Source organism: Heminiphilus faecis, assembly GCF_008728965.1.
Lineage (GTDB): Bacteria > Bacteroidota > Bacteroidia > Bacteroidales > Muribaculaceae > Muribaculum > Muribaculum faecis.
The window spans coordinates 51,874-67,352 of sequence record NZ_VSMC01000003.1; the positions used below are offsets into that span (position 1 = coordinate 51,874).

The following is a 15,479-nucleotide window of genomic DNA, read 5'->3' on the forward strand; positions in this document are numbered from 1 at the left end:
CCGGCATGTCACATACATTTCATAAAGGAGGCGTGCATCCTCCCGAAAATAAGATTACAGCTTCGTGCCATATAATAGAAGTAGAGCTCCCGAGAGAGGTTGTAGTGACATTCTCACAACATATCGGAGCCATGGCCGTTTGTTGCCGTAGCAAAGGCGAGCATGTGAAACGCGGCGATCTGATAGCAAAGGCATCAGGCTTTGTATCGGCCAACGTGCACACACCGATATCGGGTACAGTGACACGCTTGGACAAATGGAAAACGGCATTTGGCTATGCTGCCGACACAGTAACCATAGTAGCTGATGACGAAGACCATGCCGGTGACATGGCATCCATAGCCGGAAGAGAAACGCTGCGTACGGCCAAAGAAGTGGCATCACTGTCTGATAAAGATATTGTGGAAATAATAGACAATGCCGGAATAGTGGGCCTCGGCGGGGCGGCATTTCCCACAAAAGTGAAGCTGTCGCCTCCATCCGGAATGAACGCCGACATGCTTCTTATCAACGGTGTGGAGTGCGAACCGTATCTAACCAACGACCATGCTCTGATGCTAGCCGCTCCCCAAAAGATACTCGACGGAATAAAACTGCTTATGAAAGCGGCCGGAACAGACCGAGCCGTGATAGGTATAGAACGCAACAAGGATGACGCCATAAAGCTTTTCGAAAAGCTTACAACCGGCGATCCCTCAATATCGGTTGCAGCCCTTGATGTAAAATATCCTCAAGGAAGTGAAAAACAACTTATCAAGGCTGTAACAGGCCGGGAAGTACCATCAGGAGCCCTGCCGATAGCCGCCGGAGTCATAGTACATAACGTGGCTACGGCATATGCCGTATACGAAGCCGTGTATCTCGGCAAACCGCTCATCGAACGTATAATAACCGTAACAGGACCATCGGTAAAACGACCGGGCAATTATAACGTACCTATAGGTATGAATATAGCGGACCTCGTGGACATAGCCGGCGGAGTACCGGCCGACACAGGTAAAATAATACTCGGCGGCCCCATGATGGGCCGCGCGGTGGTATCGCTCGACGCCCCTACCATAAAAGGTGTGTCAGGCATACTTATGTTGCCCTATGACAAATCGCATCGTGATGCCGTACAGCCCTGCATACGGTGTGCAGCCTGTGTCGACGCATGCCCGATGGGGCTTGAACCCTATCGACTCGCCACATTATCACGTCATAAAATGTGGGATGAAGCGGAAGACGACAAAATCATCAACTGTATCGAGTGTGGATGCTGCAGCTATTCATGTCCATCGTCCCGTCCCATACTAGATTATATAAGATTAGGTAAAACCACCGTCGGCAGCATAATACGAGACCGACAGTCAAAAAAATAAATGTATGGCACAACTGCTTACCGTTTCGGCATCGCCGCATATTCATACAAAGCGCACCGTCGCGGGCTGCATGCGCCATGTGACGATAGCACTGCTCCCGGCCGCCGCATGCGCACTGTATTTCTTCGGAATAGGCGCGTTAATAGTCATAGCCACATCAATAGCGGCATGTGCAGCCACAGAATACATAATAAACCGATGGATGCTTCGGCGACCGTCGACACTCGCTGACGGCAGCGCCATACTGACAGGACTCCTGCTCGCGTTCAATCTGCCGTCCAATCTGCCGGTATGGGCGGTAATCATCGGTTCGGTCGTGGCTATCGGCATCGGAAAAATGGCATTCGGAGGCCTCGGCTGCAATATATGGAACCCGGCTCTTGTTGGACGCGTATTTCTGCTCATATCTTTTCCCGTACAGATGACATCTTGGCCACTGCCGTTGGTAAACCGCAGCGAATACTTCGACGCAGTCACAGGAGCCACCACACTGGGCATACTGAAACTCGGCGAGGCAGACTCCGCGTCAATTGACATATTGGCCAGCGCAACCGGTGCCATAGGCGGCTCACTTGGCGAAGTGAGTGCGATAGCACTGCTCATAGGCTTCATATATCTGTTGTGCATGAAAGTCATAACTTGGCATATACCGGTATCAATACTCGGCACTGTTGCCCTGTTTACCCTCTGTATAGGAGGCAATCTCGCGGTAGAACTCCTCTCAGGCGGTCTGATGCTCGGGGCGTGCTTTATGGCAACCGATTATGTCACCTCACCCATGTCGAAAAAGGGCATGCTTATATTCGGCGTCATGATAGGCCTGATAACAGTCATAATACGCCGCTGGGGGGCTTACCCGGAAGGAGTATCTTTTGCCATACTGCTCATGAACGGTTTCGTACCGCTCATAGACCGATATATAAAACCACGTAAATTCGGAGAAAGGAGGTCGAAGTCATGAAAAAGCTACCCTCAACCCTTACATACATGACTGTATCGCTCGGAGTTATCACGATAGTGGCCGGGGCATTGCTCGCTTGGGTGCATGAGATAACCGCCGCACCTATAGCAGAAGCGGCGCAACGCAAGCAAGTCGAAGCCATACGGGCGGTATTGCCGGAATTTGACAACGACCCCACCTCACAAAAGGTCACGTGGACTCCTATGGCCGGCTCGGAGCCTTTTATGATATTTCCGGCATACAAAGGCAACACCTTTGCAGGTGCGGCAGTAGAAGGTTATTCGCTTAACGGATTCTCTGGTGAAGTACGCATTATGTACGGCTTCAATGCAGCTGGCGATATCACCGGTTACGAAGTGCTGTCACATGCCGAGACACCGGGTCTCGGCGCTAAAATGAACGAATGGTTTCGCACGGATATGGGCCGCAGGTCAGTCATAGGCAAGAATCCCGCAAGGACATCAATGTATGTCACCAAGGACCCCGGTGGAGAAATCGATGCCATAACAGCCGCCACAATTTCGTCGCGGGCATTTCTGTCTACCCTGCGCGAATGTTATGACGCTTTTGTATATTACAAAACTGAAAAAACGGTATCTAATGAATAAACTGCGCATCATATACAACGGTCTTGTTACCGAAAATCCGACATTTGTGCTGTTGCTCGGCATGTGTCCCACACTCGGCACAACAGGCTCCGCCATAACTGGACTCTCCATGGGTCTGGCCACCTCGGGAGTGCTTGTGTGCTCAAACGCCGCTATATCAGCAATAAAGAATATGGTGCCCGACAAGGTACGCATACCGGCCTACATAGTGGTCATAGCCACCTTTGTCACTCTGCTTCAGATGTTCATGCAGGCCTACCTGCCCTCTCTCAACGAAAGCCTCGGCATATTCATACCGCTCATCGTCGTTAACTGCATACTTCTCGGACGCGCCGAGGCTTATGCCTCGCGCCACTCGGTCATCGACTCGGTCTTTGACGGCATAGGCATAGGATGCGGCTTCACCGTAGCGCTGACACTGCTCGGCAGCATACGCGAACTGCTCGGCACCGGCACTGTGTTTGGCGCACGCATATTTCCCGAAACATACGGGTCGCTCGTATTCGTACTCGCACCGGGAGCTTTCATAGCGCTGGGGTTTCTCATCGCCATAATAAACCATGTACGTAACCGCAATAAGTCATGATCACATACATATCCATAATAATAACCGCAATATTTGTCAATAATATTGTTTTTGCCCAGTTTCTCGGCATATGTCCGTTTCTTGGAGTGTCGAAAAAACTAAGTTCAGCGGCCGGTATGGGAGCCGCCGTAACTTTTGTCATGGCCCTCGCGACCTGTGTGACATGGTTGCTTCAGAAGTATGTGCTTGATGTATTCGGACTTGGCTACATGCAAACCATATTGTTTATACTTGTAATAGCCGCACTTGTACAGATGCTCGAGATAATACTCAAGAAAATAGCGCCAGCACTGTATAGTGCGCTCGGCGTTTTTTTGCCGCTTATAACTACCAACTGCGCCGTACTCGGAGTAGCCATACTTGTGACGCAGAAAGGCCTTTCGCTGGGTGAGTCACTGGTCTATGCGGTAGCTACCGCTTTGGGCTTCACACTTGCACTGGTACTTTTTGCCGGTATACGCGAACGGCTCGCACTTACCGAAGTACCGTCACCGATGCGTGGCATCCCCATAGCCCTTATCTGCGCCGGGCTTCTCGCAATGGCATTCATGGGCTTTGCCGGTATATCGGTAGGCTAATTGCAGGCTTAAATCAAAATATTTGTTAAAAAAAAATCAAAATAAAACAAATACGATAAACAAGGTAATTCTATTGACTATCTTTGTGAGGCATAAACCATTCATTATTGCCTTGACATGAATATAGTACACGCACCATTCAAGTTCTTGTTGCTCTGCGCATTATCGACAGTCATTGCAGCATGCAACGACGATGTATTTATCGATGACACCAAGCCTTCGGCCGAAAAGCTCACGCTTGACGGCAGCGGAGCCACGGCATCGTTAACGTTTCAGACCGACCTTCTTACCGCTCTTAATGTAAATACGCCATATGATTTTACACATCAGGTATATTATAGCGCCGACGGAAAAGTAGTGCGTGAGAGCGAAGGTTATACCATACCCATAATAGATAGGACAGCATCTTATATTCAGACTAAATATGTCGAGGTCACCACTGAGGATGACCTGTCGTTTAAAGTGGAACTGAACGGCAATGAGATAACACTGACAGAACTTGACAATCCATACGGCATTAGTATGACCGGACATATAGAACTTGAATATGAATACAAGATAGATGACATCACATTCAGCATCAGTCCGGCCCAACCGTCATTATACCGCATAACCGATATAACCTACAATTCCGACAGAGGCATTGACTTTGAGACCCGGTCTATAACGTCGCCTGTACTTACGTATATAAACAGCACTCCCAACACTTCATACACGAAAGTGACCCCGGGTAAAAACAGGCCCATGCAAGTGCTATTTAATATTGACAAACGCTCGATAGAATTTACCGAAGAAATGCCGGAGGTAGAAATTCCCACCTATCCGCTTATAGACGAAGTAGACGGCATATACATGCCGGGGTTTCACGGTATAAAGGTCAGGTTTTCTACTGAAACGATAAAAATGGACCCGCTTGACCCCGAATTCAACAAGACTTATAGCACGGAAGTAGAGCCGTATTCCTCAAAGCAGGCCATACTTAGGACCGACTTCGGCATAGCCCGGGCCTACGGCAATATACGCGCAGTCAACACCTTGTCGGGAAGGGAAATAGACATCGCGTTTACAGTGGGGGTATCTCAGCCTTTCTTGTTTAATCTTAAATGGATAGATATACCTTATGAAGAAGAATAACATACCGCGTGTTTTGGCATCTATGTGCCGAAAAATTATAGCGTCAATACTGATTTTTTCAGCGATAACGTCATATGCCGCACAAAATGACACATGCACGGTATCGCCAAAGCTAATACACCACATCGGAGCAGACGTGCGTCCGTCATATGTGGCATCATCGCGAAATGCGACGACATACAGTTACGACGACGGCGAACGTCCCGGCGAAATGCACACCGCACTGTCGGCCCACATGAAGTGGTCGTTCAGTTTCTCGGACGCAACCAAACTCGGCCGCATGTATCCTGAGGCATATCAAGGCATAGGCATCGGTTATACTTCATTTTTCAACAGCGACCGTATAGGAAATCCCATTGGCCTTTATATATTTCAGGGCGCTCCTATAGTGCATCTATCTGACAGACTGTCGTTAAACTACGAATGGAATTTCGGAGCGACATTCGGGTGGAAGAAATATGATCCCGAACTCCCTCACGTAAATCTGGTGGTAGGCTCTAAAGTAAATGCCTACATCAATCTCGGCCTCATGCTTAAATATCGAATATCGAAACGGATTAACCTGACGGCAGGCATAGACATGTCGCACTACTCCAACGGCAACACATCGTGGCCCAACCCCGGAGTAAATTCAATCGGAGGTAGAGTCGGTGTCGTTTACACACTCAACACAGTACCTGAACGCAGGAACTATGCCATGCCCGATACAGCCGCATGCATGAAGCCCCATATAAGCTATGACATGGTCGTATACGGAGCAGCCCGCAAGCGTGCGGTAGAAACGTATGAGACAGAAATGGTGCCGGGACACTTCGCTGTGGCCGGCATAAACTTCGCACCTATGTACAACTTCAACCGCTACTTCCGTGCGGGTCTGTCGGCCGACATACAATATGACGAGGGTTCCAATCTCTCCAAATACTGGATTGAAGGAACCCATGACGAAAATATAAAATTTCGCCGGCAACCGTTCAAGGATTGTATCAGCGCCGGAGTCTCGATACGCGGTGAACTTGTAATGCCCATATTTTCAATCAACATGGGCATAGGACGCAACTTCATAGCATGTCATGAAAACCGTAATTTCTATCAGATACTTGCGTTGAAAGTACATATAATGCCACAGGCATTTCTGCATATAGGCTATCAGCTAAACAGCTTCAAGAATCCCAATAATCTAATGATCGGTTTCGGCTACCGCTTCCACGACAAGCGATAGCGATAAGCAGTTAGTTGCTTATTGCTTTGACTGCTCTTTGGACAGCACTATGTATTGATTGGGAACAGAGGTATTTAACCGTGCTACAGTATCATTTTCAAAATCAACGACAACAACATTGGGAAGTACCTGTGTCAAAATATCCTCAACAGCCATATTGTCGGGGCAAAGCATTGTAGTCTTGAGCGAATTGCCCCACTTGATCGAGTCGCCTACAAGAGCGTAGCCGCCCTGAATGGAATTGCAACCGGTCGCTACGACATAGGCCGAATCGTTTTTAAAATCAAAATATGCGTCGATTGAGTCAGGCCTTACCGAAACAGCATCGTTAACCACGATATTTTCTATATTCCACTTGCCGAGCAATGAATAGACAACTTCTGCTTCCGCAATTGTATCGTTTACTGTATCTGCACTTTGTGAATTGTTTTTGCTCCCGCATGAAGAAAGCGTAAGCGCCGTAGCTGCGACGACAGTAAGAATTTGTTTCATCTTTAATTGTGTTTTATATAAGTTAAACATTCTTTTTTGTTAACAGGGCACAAAGCTAATAACAATTATTGGAACCGGCACAAAATCGCGACAAATTTTTATTGCACCTCAACCGACATAAACGATACCGCAACGATGGCATTAAATACTAATTTTTCTCATGACATGTTTATATATTATACATAACATGTTCTTAAGAACATGTTTCGATTAAGATGTCTGACATAATAAAAGTGACAAATATATGACTTAATTATCTCAAAAAAATTTCTTTAAAAACCTCACCTATCCATGGTTCTTTCATCTTTTCCTTGAATGGATTATATTTCAATTTAAAAACATCGTTATTATATGGTTTCTTTAAATTATCGCAAATACTGTCCCGACATAACATTATTGACCGATATAAGGCAGTATCGATAGCACTATGTTCAGCTTTAAATGAATCTATATTTCCATTTACGGCCAATGTGTATTGCTTTATTGTGTCCATAGGTAAAGAATCCTGTGATACATTTATATCTAATGTATCTACACTGCTGATTATCTTATTACTTGTTGTCTGAGCAAAAAAAGCGGAACTGCTTAGAACAACAATCAATAATATTGTTATTTTCGCAAGATTATTCATATGTACTTTTTTTTGTAAAAATAGTATTTTACGCCCAGTTAGGCAAGTAGTAATTATGATTTTATAAAGAAGCGATAAAGCGAAATATTCCGTATCTTTGTATAGCTTGAAATAGCCTCGTGAAAATTTATATATAGAAATATGAAGAAGTCATTCATCGCATTTTTAATTGCGTTTATCTGCATTGTTGATGTGCGTGCCCAGCAGATTAAGATGGAATATAACGACAAGACACTGTCGCTACCAGAGATTATGCGGCAATACCTTAGAATAAAGGGAGTCCAGAGCATAAGTGCCACTATGAAGGGGGAATTTAACGGTAAACGGGGTAAAATTAAGCGAATTTCTTGTCACAACGGGGAGTTTGCCGAAAAGGAAATGCTGGAGGATTTTATTCATTTCGTACTGGTCGACAGCGTGGAAACGCTTGATTTCATGGCCGTACCTACTAATGACGGCAAAATGATATTGGAATGTGTACATTCCGCTACCGGTCAGCCGATGTTCTCCGACACATTGGATATCGACAAAAATAAAATACTTCTGGAAACCTATACTGCTGGCGGTGATGAGGAATTTCCAATCATAGCTTACTCTTCGGGAATTAAGATTGGCAGTGAAATTGACACTATGATTTGGTATTGCGGGCTGCGCGATTCAGGGGTAGAACCTCGGAAATGGCATGAGAAACACAATATAGACGATTATGTCTATTATACAGTTACACTTGAAGAAGATACTCCTCCCGGCGACAATACTTCTGTCTACTTGAAGGTGGCCAAGAAAGGCAGAGAAGCTTTCCATAGACATTGACGGTTTATTAGTGGCATAACAAATCTAATCAAGCCTTTGCCCTTTTGTATGAATCAGTTTATAATATAACTGCAACCTAATTACTGCCGATTTCATGTCGGTATTTGACGAGCCGATATAAACCTTGAATTCTCTCAGTTCATCAATCCATCCGTGAGCCTTGTCATAAAAGAATTTCAGATCGTTTGGTATTATTTCGAATTTTACGCTCTTGGTATTCAACGGATTCAGTTCCACTTTATTGTACATTTCCAAGCCCTTAAGCCAGTATTCAAATGTCGTATAGCTGTTGTAATTTGCTTAATTTTTGTTACTCGGAACTATAGACTACAGCATTATTTCTCAAGACCCATATTAGGTTAATATGCACTATCTATCAACTTTTAGCATATAATGCCGAAACAAATCAAAGCGACGATAAAAATAAAAACAAAAACAACTAATGCGCAAAAAATTGCCCAAGCAGTAAAAAGATTGCGTATAAAGTTGTCTGATATTTTCATATTGCAAAGATATAAAAAATCTCACTGCATATCTATAGATTTCGATTCTAAGACATTCTTGTAATGACAACGTTGCGCTGTCACAGTCAGGAGCAAGATTGTTAATGTATTCAAGGCAATGACGGACATATGGTAAAATGTATATATTAGTTGCAATTTACTTACTTTTTATTACTTTTGTACTATAGGATACAGCCGAGGTGGCCTCAATGGGATTGATTGAAATGTTGTAATTTGCTTACTTTTTATTACTTTTGTACTATAGGATACAGCACGGGTGCTGCGCGAGCTGGCAGTTGGTGTGTTGTAATTTGCTTACTTTTTATTACTTTTGTACTATAGGATACAGCATTTTGAACACGAAAAAGACTAGAAAGAAAGTTGTAATTTGCTTACTTTTTATTACTTTTGTACTATAGGATACAGCCATGCAGGCGACCGTCGCGCCTATCATGCAGTTGTAATTTGCTTACTTTTTATTACTTTTGTACTATAGGATACAGCTCGCTGCCGTCTTATGACGATACCGGCGAAGTTGTAATTTGCTTACTTTTTATTACTTTTGTACTATAGGATACAGCGGCGGTCAGAGCGTCGAATTGTTCCTCGTCGTTGTAATTTGCTTACTTTTTATTACTTTTGTACTATAGGATACAGCTTCCGGCTTAGCAGAACAGAGGTCGCTTGTGTTGTAATTTGCTTACTTTTTATTACTTTTGTACTATAGGATACAGCCATTTTCGGAAGCGTTTAATATTTCTGCTTGTTGTAATTTGCTTACTTTTTATTACTTTTGTACTATAGGATACAGCCTGTTTTTTCGGGGTGTTGTAGTCGTTCTGGTTGTAATTTGCTTACTTTTTATTACTTTTGTACTATAGGATACAGCTTCCGGCTTAGCAGAACAGAGGTCGCTTGAGTTGTAATTTGCTTACTTTTTATTACTTTTGTACTATAGGATACAGCGCTCGTGCGAAAGATTAAAAAAGTTCCTGCGTTGTAATTTGCTTACTTTTTATTACTTTTGTACTATAGGATACAGCGATGGTGAGGGTTAATACATAAGGTGGCGGGTTGTAATTTGCTTACTTTTTATTACTTTTGTACTATAGGATACAGCTTAAAGTGAAACATTAAAAATAGTTGTCTAGTTGTAATTTGCTTACTTTTTATTACTTTTGTACTATAGGATACAGCCCGACTTCCAGGCCGTTGTCAAACGTAACAGTTGTAATTTGCTTACTTTTTATTACTTTTGTACTATAGGATACAGCAATCGGGATTTATGTTCATCATAACAATTAGTTGTAATTTGCTTACTTTTTATTACTTTTGTACTATAGGATACAGCCAGGAACTTCGTTACACCATGAAGGTTCAGGTTGTAATTTGCTTACTTTTTATTACTTTTGTACTATAGGATACAGCACAATCGGCGCAAATACCTAATGGTCAAGGTTTAGCACAGCTATTTAGAAATAAAAAACAAGCTCTTAAAAAGAGCTTGTTTTTTATTCTTACAGACTTTTTGTCATCAGAACAGCTCCAACTGCTGTGTTGGAGAGTCGGCATCATAAGGAGCAGCGCTTTGAAAAAGCTCAATGTTGCCGAACTGCTTATCGGTTATACAAAGTATTCCGACTTTTCCATGCGGGGGCAAGAAACTCTTGACCCTGCGTATATGAACATCGGCATTTTCTTTCGACGGACAGTGACGCAAATATATTGAAAACTGAAACATGGTGAATCCGTCGCATATCAACAGCTTACGGAATTTAGCATATTCTTTGCGCTGACGTTTCGTCTCGGTAGGCAGATCAAAAAACACCAATACCCACATGATGCGATATTCACTAAGACGATCCACAATCAACGTTCGGGATAAGATATCTTACGACATTCACCGCTAAAACACTTATATAATGAAGCCGTCGTTTCGGTGACCGCTATCATCAACGGCCTACGGCGTCCCCCGATTACCACATCCAGCGTGGGGACTGACAGCAACCGGGCTTTTGCCTCTTTATCAAGAAAGTCGTTATAACCCGATTTAAGCATGTCAAGGACAAGCTCGTCCACATAAGGCCGATACGGCTCCATAATGTCATCGGCAAGGCAATAGGCATTGTAGCGATTATGATGATGAATACCGAGCGTAGGAAGCATGCCGCTCGACACCAATGCACGTGCCACGACGGCACGCAGTATGGCATACCCGTAATTGAGCAAGGCATTAGGAGGCGCCCCCTCACGACCTCGGGTAAAGTCGGGATAATCGGGAAATATGTTACGCCAATAATATGCCGCCGCCCGACCTTCCAGATTGTCGATATCGCCGCTTTTCACCGAACGTGACCATGCCATCATATTGCCGCATTCGATGCCGATGTGCTTTAATATAGCCGACTGATTGGCTATTTTCTGCGATACAGTCTGCTGCCACAGCTGCTTCTTCAACGGGAGGCTCGCATCAAGCTGGTCTCTAAAACGCTCGTTTTGGGTCGAGTTGCCGTACAATGGCAACATCAACCCTACCGGCATATGGCTTTTGTCACAAGTTATGACAGCGCAGTTATTTTCCAACAGGGCTTCCATCAATCCCGAGGTTATAGTCACCATAGGGCAGTCAATAACGACAACTCCAATGTCCTCGATCGGGCGCGTCACCTTCACCGGCTTATTGTCATCATCAAATTTAGAGATAACCATCTGCCGGTTCTCCAACGACAGGTAAGCCCTGTTGCCGAAATATAACGTACGCTTTATCATATTTATATCGGAATAATTTCGCCTAAGTAATTAATTCTCACCTTTATAGGGTTTAATAGAGACAGTGTCTTCATGCTTTGTACGACATACAACATTCGAGATTCCTTATCAACTAATTCATTTTTTGCATCGACAGTAGTCTGTGTATGAAGTCTGAAATAATAGTTTACTGTAGCAAGCTTCTGCACCCGGTACAAATGGGCCGTAAGCAACGCTTTATTATCCTCCGATATAGCGTCCATAAACTCCTCATCTGTAAGCCCAAGAATAAACATCTCATTTTGTTGCATCGACATAAACAACTTCCAACCGGGCTGCGGCAAAGTGGCAAGGACCTCTTCAGGTATCTCGTCACTACGCCCTGCAATGTCATCCCATACATCATCAGGGGTCTCAATGACTATAGGCAAGTTGTAACGGCACCGCAATACAGCATCCCAAAACGGCACAACGATTTCGTGAATCTCTCCACCGGAAGACTTATAAAGGGCCACATGATGATTATTCCGTTTAGCGGCATAACCGATAGGACGGCCCGACAGGTCTTTTCTTACCGGAGCAACAGCATCGGCTCTCCAACTGTCAAACAATCTCACCGTATACACCGGATATCTGTTGTTTTTATCTACATATACAGGCCGGTCGACAAGACTTTTCTGAAACGCAGAATCATTGTTGCCACACTCCTCCATGCGTCGGCGCACGGCACGCTTAACTCCTTCATCTACTATCGACTCGACATCCTTGCATTTAAGAGTCTTTATATCGGTCTTTATAACAAAACGTTCGGTATAACAATCAGCAGCCTTAACTTCCCGGCCATTGACCACGACAGGATGCTTTTTCAAATAATTAAGCGTCTTTTTCTGGTCATTGCCGTTCTGTTTGAGCGCATCAATAATGATATCTCGTACAGCAGCATCCACAATCTCTTCAGGCGAAATGAGTAACTGCTTCAATGGCCTGTTTCGTTCAAGCACCTTTATTTTACCATATACGCTCTCTTTTGTCAACGCACCACGCGGCACAAGAATACCGGTCTGCTTTACCACGCGTTTACCGTTTTTATAAACCAACCGCTTGCCCGGCGTGACGACTTTCTTACCTGCCTTTAACGACACAGCTATGCGCTTGACCGCTTCCATTACTTCATTGACTGAAAAATGAGGTTGCCGCGCACTCCAGTCCTCAAGTAGCGAATGTTTACGCCGATACTCCGGCGACTGTTCTTTCAGTTCCTCATACATCCTGTCACGTTCAGTATTAAGACGGTTCAGCCGGTTTATATAGGCAGGCTTCATCAAAGCCACAGTCAACGCGTCAATGGCATGATGACGATGATCAAGACGCTTTGACCAATCAGTTATACGCTCCTCGACATGTCGCTGACCGTTGTGGATATATTCCATCATCTGAGTGCGGTCACTCCTTTTATATATTTCCAGATTGAGATTATGCAGTATTTCATCATAGCCCCAGACATGTCTGAAAAAGTCTGTAACCGAACCGGTGGTTACAGTGACATCGCGCACGACCGAAAACAGCAATTCCTTAGCCTTCTTGGATATGTATTGTGTCTCGCGCAGATCGCGGTTAAGGAAATCCTCCGGTATATCGGTATGCGACATAAGCAGACGGTCGTGCTTCGTCTTGGATATTTTATGATTCTCATACAGTTCCTCGACTTTCTCCACGTAACTGTCGAACTTATCGGGCAGCATCTTCTTTACGTAATCAAATGCAGTCATGTTGCCCTTGTCCTGATTGCACTTGCGGCACGCACACACCAAATTGGAGAAACTGTTGTCGAAAAATACCGACTTCGGCAATATATGCTCAATCTCGGCGCCGTTGCCCTCTCCAAACTCCTTGAAGTTGACAGGCTGTCCGCAATACATACACAGCTTGCCCGACTCCTCCCACATGCGATACTTCTTGATCCTGTTCTTCGAGGGAGCGATACTATTTTCCAATATCCGTTCAGCATACTGTTTATTTTCACGCTCTCGCTTGGTGTTATCAGACCACATTTTGTTTCGCTCATCCTTGCTTCGCTTCAGCTCGCGAGCGAGTTCCACCCTTACTTCATCTACATGTCCGTAACGGTCAAACACGGCATTGACCAGATTTATCATCTGGTTCAATATCTTTTCCACAACAGGCTGACGAAGTTCATTCTTCTTCAGCGGCTCAAGACGGTTTTTAAGCTCGCGTCGCAGCTTCTCCTCCGACGTAAGGCTATTGGAGTGATTCACATTAATATATGTACATGCCTCGCTGTACATACGTCCCTGCTGAAGATAAGGCAACAACCTGCGCATGAATCGCGCCGACTTATTGGCAAAGCCGTCTTTGGTAAAGTCAATGGCATACAACCGCTCCACTACCTCATCGTCATCTATGCCAAACTTCTTGGCAAGTGCAGAACGCAACTCCTCCTTGTCGTTGATAGAATATACCGTATGCCACAGTTTATACAGAGGCTGCTCCATGAGGTCATTGCTCGTCTCGAGTATTATCTCGCCGGTTTCCTCATCGACATTGCCGGTATCGACATTATGGACTTCAAACCTCAGCAAGTCTTCAGCACCGCTATAATTGCCGAGCGCTTTCTTCAGCCGGCAGTAAGTAGTATTGCCTTTGAGCCCTTTCCCTACCGCCTCTCCGGCCGAGAAGCCATGTTTTTTACTCAATCCGAGTATTTTCAACAGCTCGGTCACGGTCAACTTTTCATGAGTGTTCATAAACGCCACGATATCGCGTTTTTCGTCAATCGACAGTTCATAGCGTCCTTCAGCCTCGGTATCAAACAGCGCACCGGTAGATGTATTACGACGACTTTTCAGAACGATATTATTGACCGACTCCCATATGGCACATAGTTGCGCCAAAGGAGAGGTGCGCGGCGCCACTTTAGGACCGGAATAAACGATACTGCCCTGTGCGCCGACATAAGGTCGCTTTTCAAAATCGCATATAGACACAAGATGCTTGCACGACTTCAGCGGCCGCTGATAGAAGATTATATTGCGCAACCGCGCTATCGCCTCATCGGTCAGCACATCTTCATAAAACGGCTGCTGTGCCTTCATCACAGCATCGAACTCCGCTTCATAAGCCGCGCGAGGAAACACCTCACCCTTAGCCTTGTAAGTGCACTGCACCTTACCGTTCTCACCCGTCACAGCCGATGCCTCAAGACGTGCATATATAGCCTGCCCGACAGTCATTCCGGCATCCTGTATGTCTTTATACCGCTTATTGACGGAAGCCACATATTCAGTCTGCTTGCGGTCGCCCAAGTCCGATTTGGCATGTTTATACCCTCTTTTCTGATTTATGTGCATCAACACACGCCCTATTTCAGGCAAGGCAAGACGACATCCGGGAGTAGCCGCATCAGCTCTCAATTTCCATAACGTCAACGGAGGCAAAGCCACCAGTTCGGTACCATAGTCCATACCCAGTCCGGAAATATCCTCTTTTAAATCGGCTCGCCGCGACTGATAGCGGTCGTAGCCTTTGCGTATTGTCCTGCACTCGGTACGGCCCTGATTCACACTTTTACCGTTGCCTTTGACAAAACCGTCCGATTGCTCGGTTGTCAATGGTATGACCCTTACTCCAGTATCAACAATACGTACAGGCTTGTCGGCGTCATCCACTTCGATAAGTGCCCATCCAATCGACCCTACTCCGAGATCCAATCCCAAAATAACTCTAATATTATTATTCAGCGCTTTTTCCATATGAAAAAATTTGCAAGTTTATATTTTTTCCTTATATTTGCATCATAAAAGTAAGCAAATCACAATAAGGATTAT

The 15,479-nt window shown here is 44.9% G+C and carries 14 protein-coding genes and 1 CRISPR repeat array; of the genes, 8 read left to right on the plus strand and 6 right to left on the minus strand.

All coding sequences use genetic code 11. The features are described from left to right. The first annotated feature begins 5 nt into the window (after positions 1-5). From rsxC to FW767_RS02180, 7 genes are all read left to right on the plus strand, one after another. Positions 6-1,361, plus strand: a complete 1,356-nt coding sequence (gene rsxC, locus FW767_RS02150) for an electron transport complex subunit RsxC (protein WP_121698156.1) — start codon at positions 6-8, stop codon at positions 1,359-1,361. Positions 1,362-1,365: 4 nt separating this feature from the next. Then, a complete protein-coding gene (locus FW767_RS02155; RefSeq protein WP_121698155.1) occupies positions 1,366-2,322 on the plus strand; it encodes an RnfABCDGE type electron transport complex subunit D in 957 nt (318 codons plus the stop codon). Further along, a complete protein-coding gene (locus FW767_RS02160; RefSeq protein WP_121698154.1) occupies positions 2,319-2,930 on the plus strand; it encodes an RnfABCDGE type electron transport complex subunit G in 612 nt (203 codons plus the stop codon). Before FW767_RS02155 ends, FW767_RS02160 begins: the two co-directional genes overlap by 4 nt. After that, the gene (gene rsxE / locus FW767_RS02165) at positions 2,923-3,516 is read left to right on the plus strand and encodes an electron transport complex subunit RsxE (RefSeq protein WP_121698153.1); all 594 of its coding nucleotides are present in this window, start codon (positions 2,923-2,925) and stop codon (positions 3,514-3,516) included. The genes FW767_RS02160 and rsxE overlap by 8 nt, the downstream gene beginning before the upstream one ends. Then, positions 3,516-4,094 (plus strand): electron transport complex protein RnfA, encoded by a 579-nt coding sequence (locus FW767_RS02170; protein ID WP_121698230.1) that lies wholly within the window; start codon positions 3,516-3,518, stop codon positions 4,092-4,094. Before rsxE ends, FW767_RS02170 begins: the two co-directional genes overlap by 1 nt. Before the next feature lie 117 nt (positions 4,095-4,211). Further along, complete coding sequence (locus FW767_RS02175) at positions 4,212-5,228, plus strand: hypothetical protein (RefSeq protein ID WP_121698152.1); 1,017 nt, start codon at positions 4,212-4,214, stop codon at positions 5,226-5,228. Next, the gene (locus tag FW767_RS02180; protein ID WP_121698151.1) at positions 5,215-6,447 is read left to right on the plus strand and encodes an acyloxyacyl hydrolase; all 1,233 of its coding nucleotides are present in this window, start codon (positions 5,215-5,217) and stop codon (positions 6,445-6,447) included. Before FW767_RS02175 ends, FW767_RS02180 begins: the two co-directional genes overlap by 14 nt. Positions 6,448-6,465: 18 nt before the next feature. Here FW767_RS02180 and FW767_RS02185 read toward each other — a convergent pair whose 3' ends face one another. After that, positions 6,466-6,939 carry an META domain-containing protein gene (locus FW767_RS02185; RefSeq protein WP_205523781.1) on the minus strand — a complete coding sequence of 158 codons (474 nt, stop codon included), beginning with the start codon at positions 6,937-6,939 and terminating at the stop codon, positions 6,466-6,468. A gap of 253 nt (positions 6,940-7,192) precedes the next feature. Then, positions 7,193-7,570: a hypothetical protein gene (locus FW767_RS02190; RefSeq protein ID WP_121698149.1), complete on the minus strand. Its 378-nt coding sequence runs from the start codon at positions 7,568-7,570 to the stop codon at positions 7,193-7,195. Between the two features lie 141 nt (positions 7,571-7,711). On the opposite strand from FW767_RS02190, the gene FW767_RS02195 reads away from it, so the two are divergent. After that, positions 7,712-8,383 (plus strand): hypothetical protein, encoded by a 672-nt coding sequence (locus FW767_RS02195; protein ID WP_121698148.1) that lies wholly within the window; start codon positions 7,712-7,714, stop codon positions 8,381-8,383. A gap of 24 nt (positions 8,384-8,407) precedes the next feature. On the opposite strand, the gene FW767_RS02200 is transcribed toward FW767_RS02195, so the two are convergent. The 4 genes from FW767_RS02200 to cas9 form a co-directional block, all read right to left on the minus strand. Beyond that, positions 8,408-8,632, minus strand: coding sequence for a fibronectin type III-like domain-contianing protein (locus tag FW767_RS02200; protein WP_121698147.1), 225 nt, complete (start codon positions 8,630-8,632; stop codon positions 8,408-8,410). Between the two features lie 403 nt (positions 8,633-9,035). Then, a CRISPR array of direct repeats spans positions 9,036-10,314; the repeat unit is 47 nt; unit sequence GTTGTAATTTGCTTACTTTTTATTACTTTTGTACTATAGGATACAGC. Between the two features lie 106 nt (positions 10,315-10,420). Then, the gene (gene cas2 / locus FW767_RS02205; protein ID WP_121698146.1) at positions 10,421-10,753 is read right to left on the minus strand and encodes a CRISPR-associated endonuclease Cas2; all 333 of its coding nucleotides are present in this window, start codon (positions 10,751-10,753) and stop codon (positions 10,421-10,423) included. A gap of 2 nt (positions 10,754-10,755) precedes the next feature. Next, positions 10,756-11,655: a type II CRISPR-associated endonuclease Cas1 gene (gene cas1 / locus FW767_RS02210; RefSeq protein WP_121698140.1), complete on the minus strand. Its 900-nt coding sequence runs from the start codon at positions 11,653-11,655 to the stop codon at positions 10,756-10,758. 2 nt (positions 11,656-11,657) lie between these two features. Beyond that, complete coding sequence (gene cas9 / locus FW767_RS02215; RefSeq protein WP_121698139.1) at positions 11,658-15,404, minus strand: type II CRISPR RNA-guided endonuclease Cas9; 3,747 nt, start codon at positions 15,402-15,404, stop codon at positions 11,658-11,660. Between the last annotated feature and the right edge of the window lie 75 nt (positions 15,405-15,479).

What these genes read in the sequence shown, in the direction of transcription:
- FW767_RS02190 (WP_121698149.1), bottom strand. Translation starts at nt 7,570, where the DNA reads ATGAATAATCTTGCGAAAATAACAATATTATTGATTGTTGTTCTAAGC.
- FW767_RS02200 (WP_121698147.1), bottom strand. Translation starts at nt 8,632, where the DNA reads ATGTACAATAAAGTGGAACTGAATCCGTTGAATACCAAGAGCGTAAAA.
- FW767_RS02180 (WP_121698151.1), top strand. Translation starts at nt 5,215, where the DNA reads ATGAAGAAGAATAACATACCGCGTGTTTTGGCATCTATGTGCCGAAAA.
- rsxE (WP_121698153.1), top strand. Translation starts at nt 2,923, where the DNA reads ATGAATAAACTGCGCATCATATACAACGGTCTTGTTACCGAAAATCCG.
- FW767_RS02160 (WP_121698154.1), top strand. Translation starts at nt 2,319, where the DNA reads ATGAAAAAGCTACCCTCAACCCTTACATACATGACTGTATCGCTCGGA.
- rsxC (WP_121698156.1), top strand. Translation starts at nt 6, where the DNA reads ATGTCACATACATTTCATAAAGGAGGCGTGCATCCTCCCGAAAATAAG.
- cas1 (WP_121698140.1), bottom strand. Translation starts at nt 11,655, where the DNA reads ATGATAAAGCGTACGTTATATTTCGGCAACAGGGCTTACCTGTCGTTG.
- FW767_RS02155 (WP_121698155.1), top strand. Translation starts at nt 1,366, where the DNA reads ATGGCACAACTGCTTACCGTTTCGGCATCGCCGCATATTCATACAAAG.
- FW767_RS02175 (WP_121698152.1), top strand. Translation starts at nt 4,212, where the DNA reads ATGAATATAGTACACGCACCATTCAAGTTCTTGTTGCTCTGCGCATTA.
- FW767_RS02195 (WP_121698148.1), top strand. Translation starts at nt 7,712, where the DNA reads ATGAAGAAGTCATTCATCGCATTTTTAATTGCGTTTATCTGCATTGTT.
- FW767_RS02185 (WP_205523781.1), bottom strand. Translation starts at nt 6,939, where the DNA reads ATGAAACAAATTCTTACTGTCGTCGCAGCTACGGCGCTTACGCTTTCT.
- cas9 (WP_121698139.1), bottom strand. Translation starts at nt 15,404, where the DNA reads ATGGAAAAAGCGCTGAATAATAATATTAGAGTTATTTTGGGATTGGAT.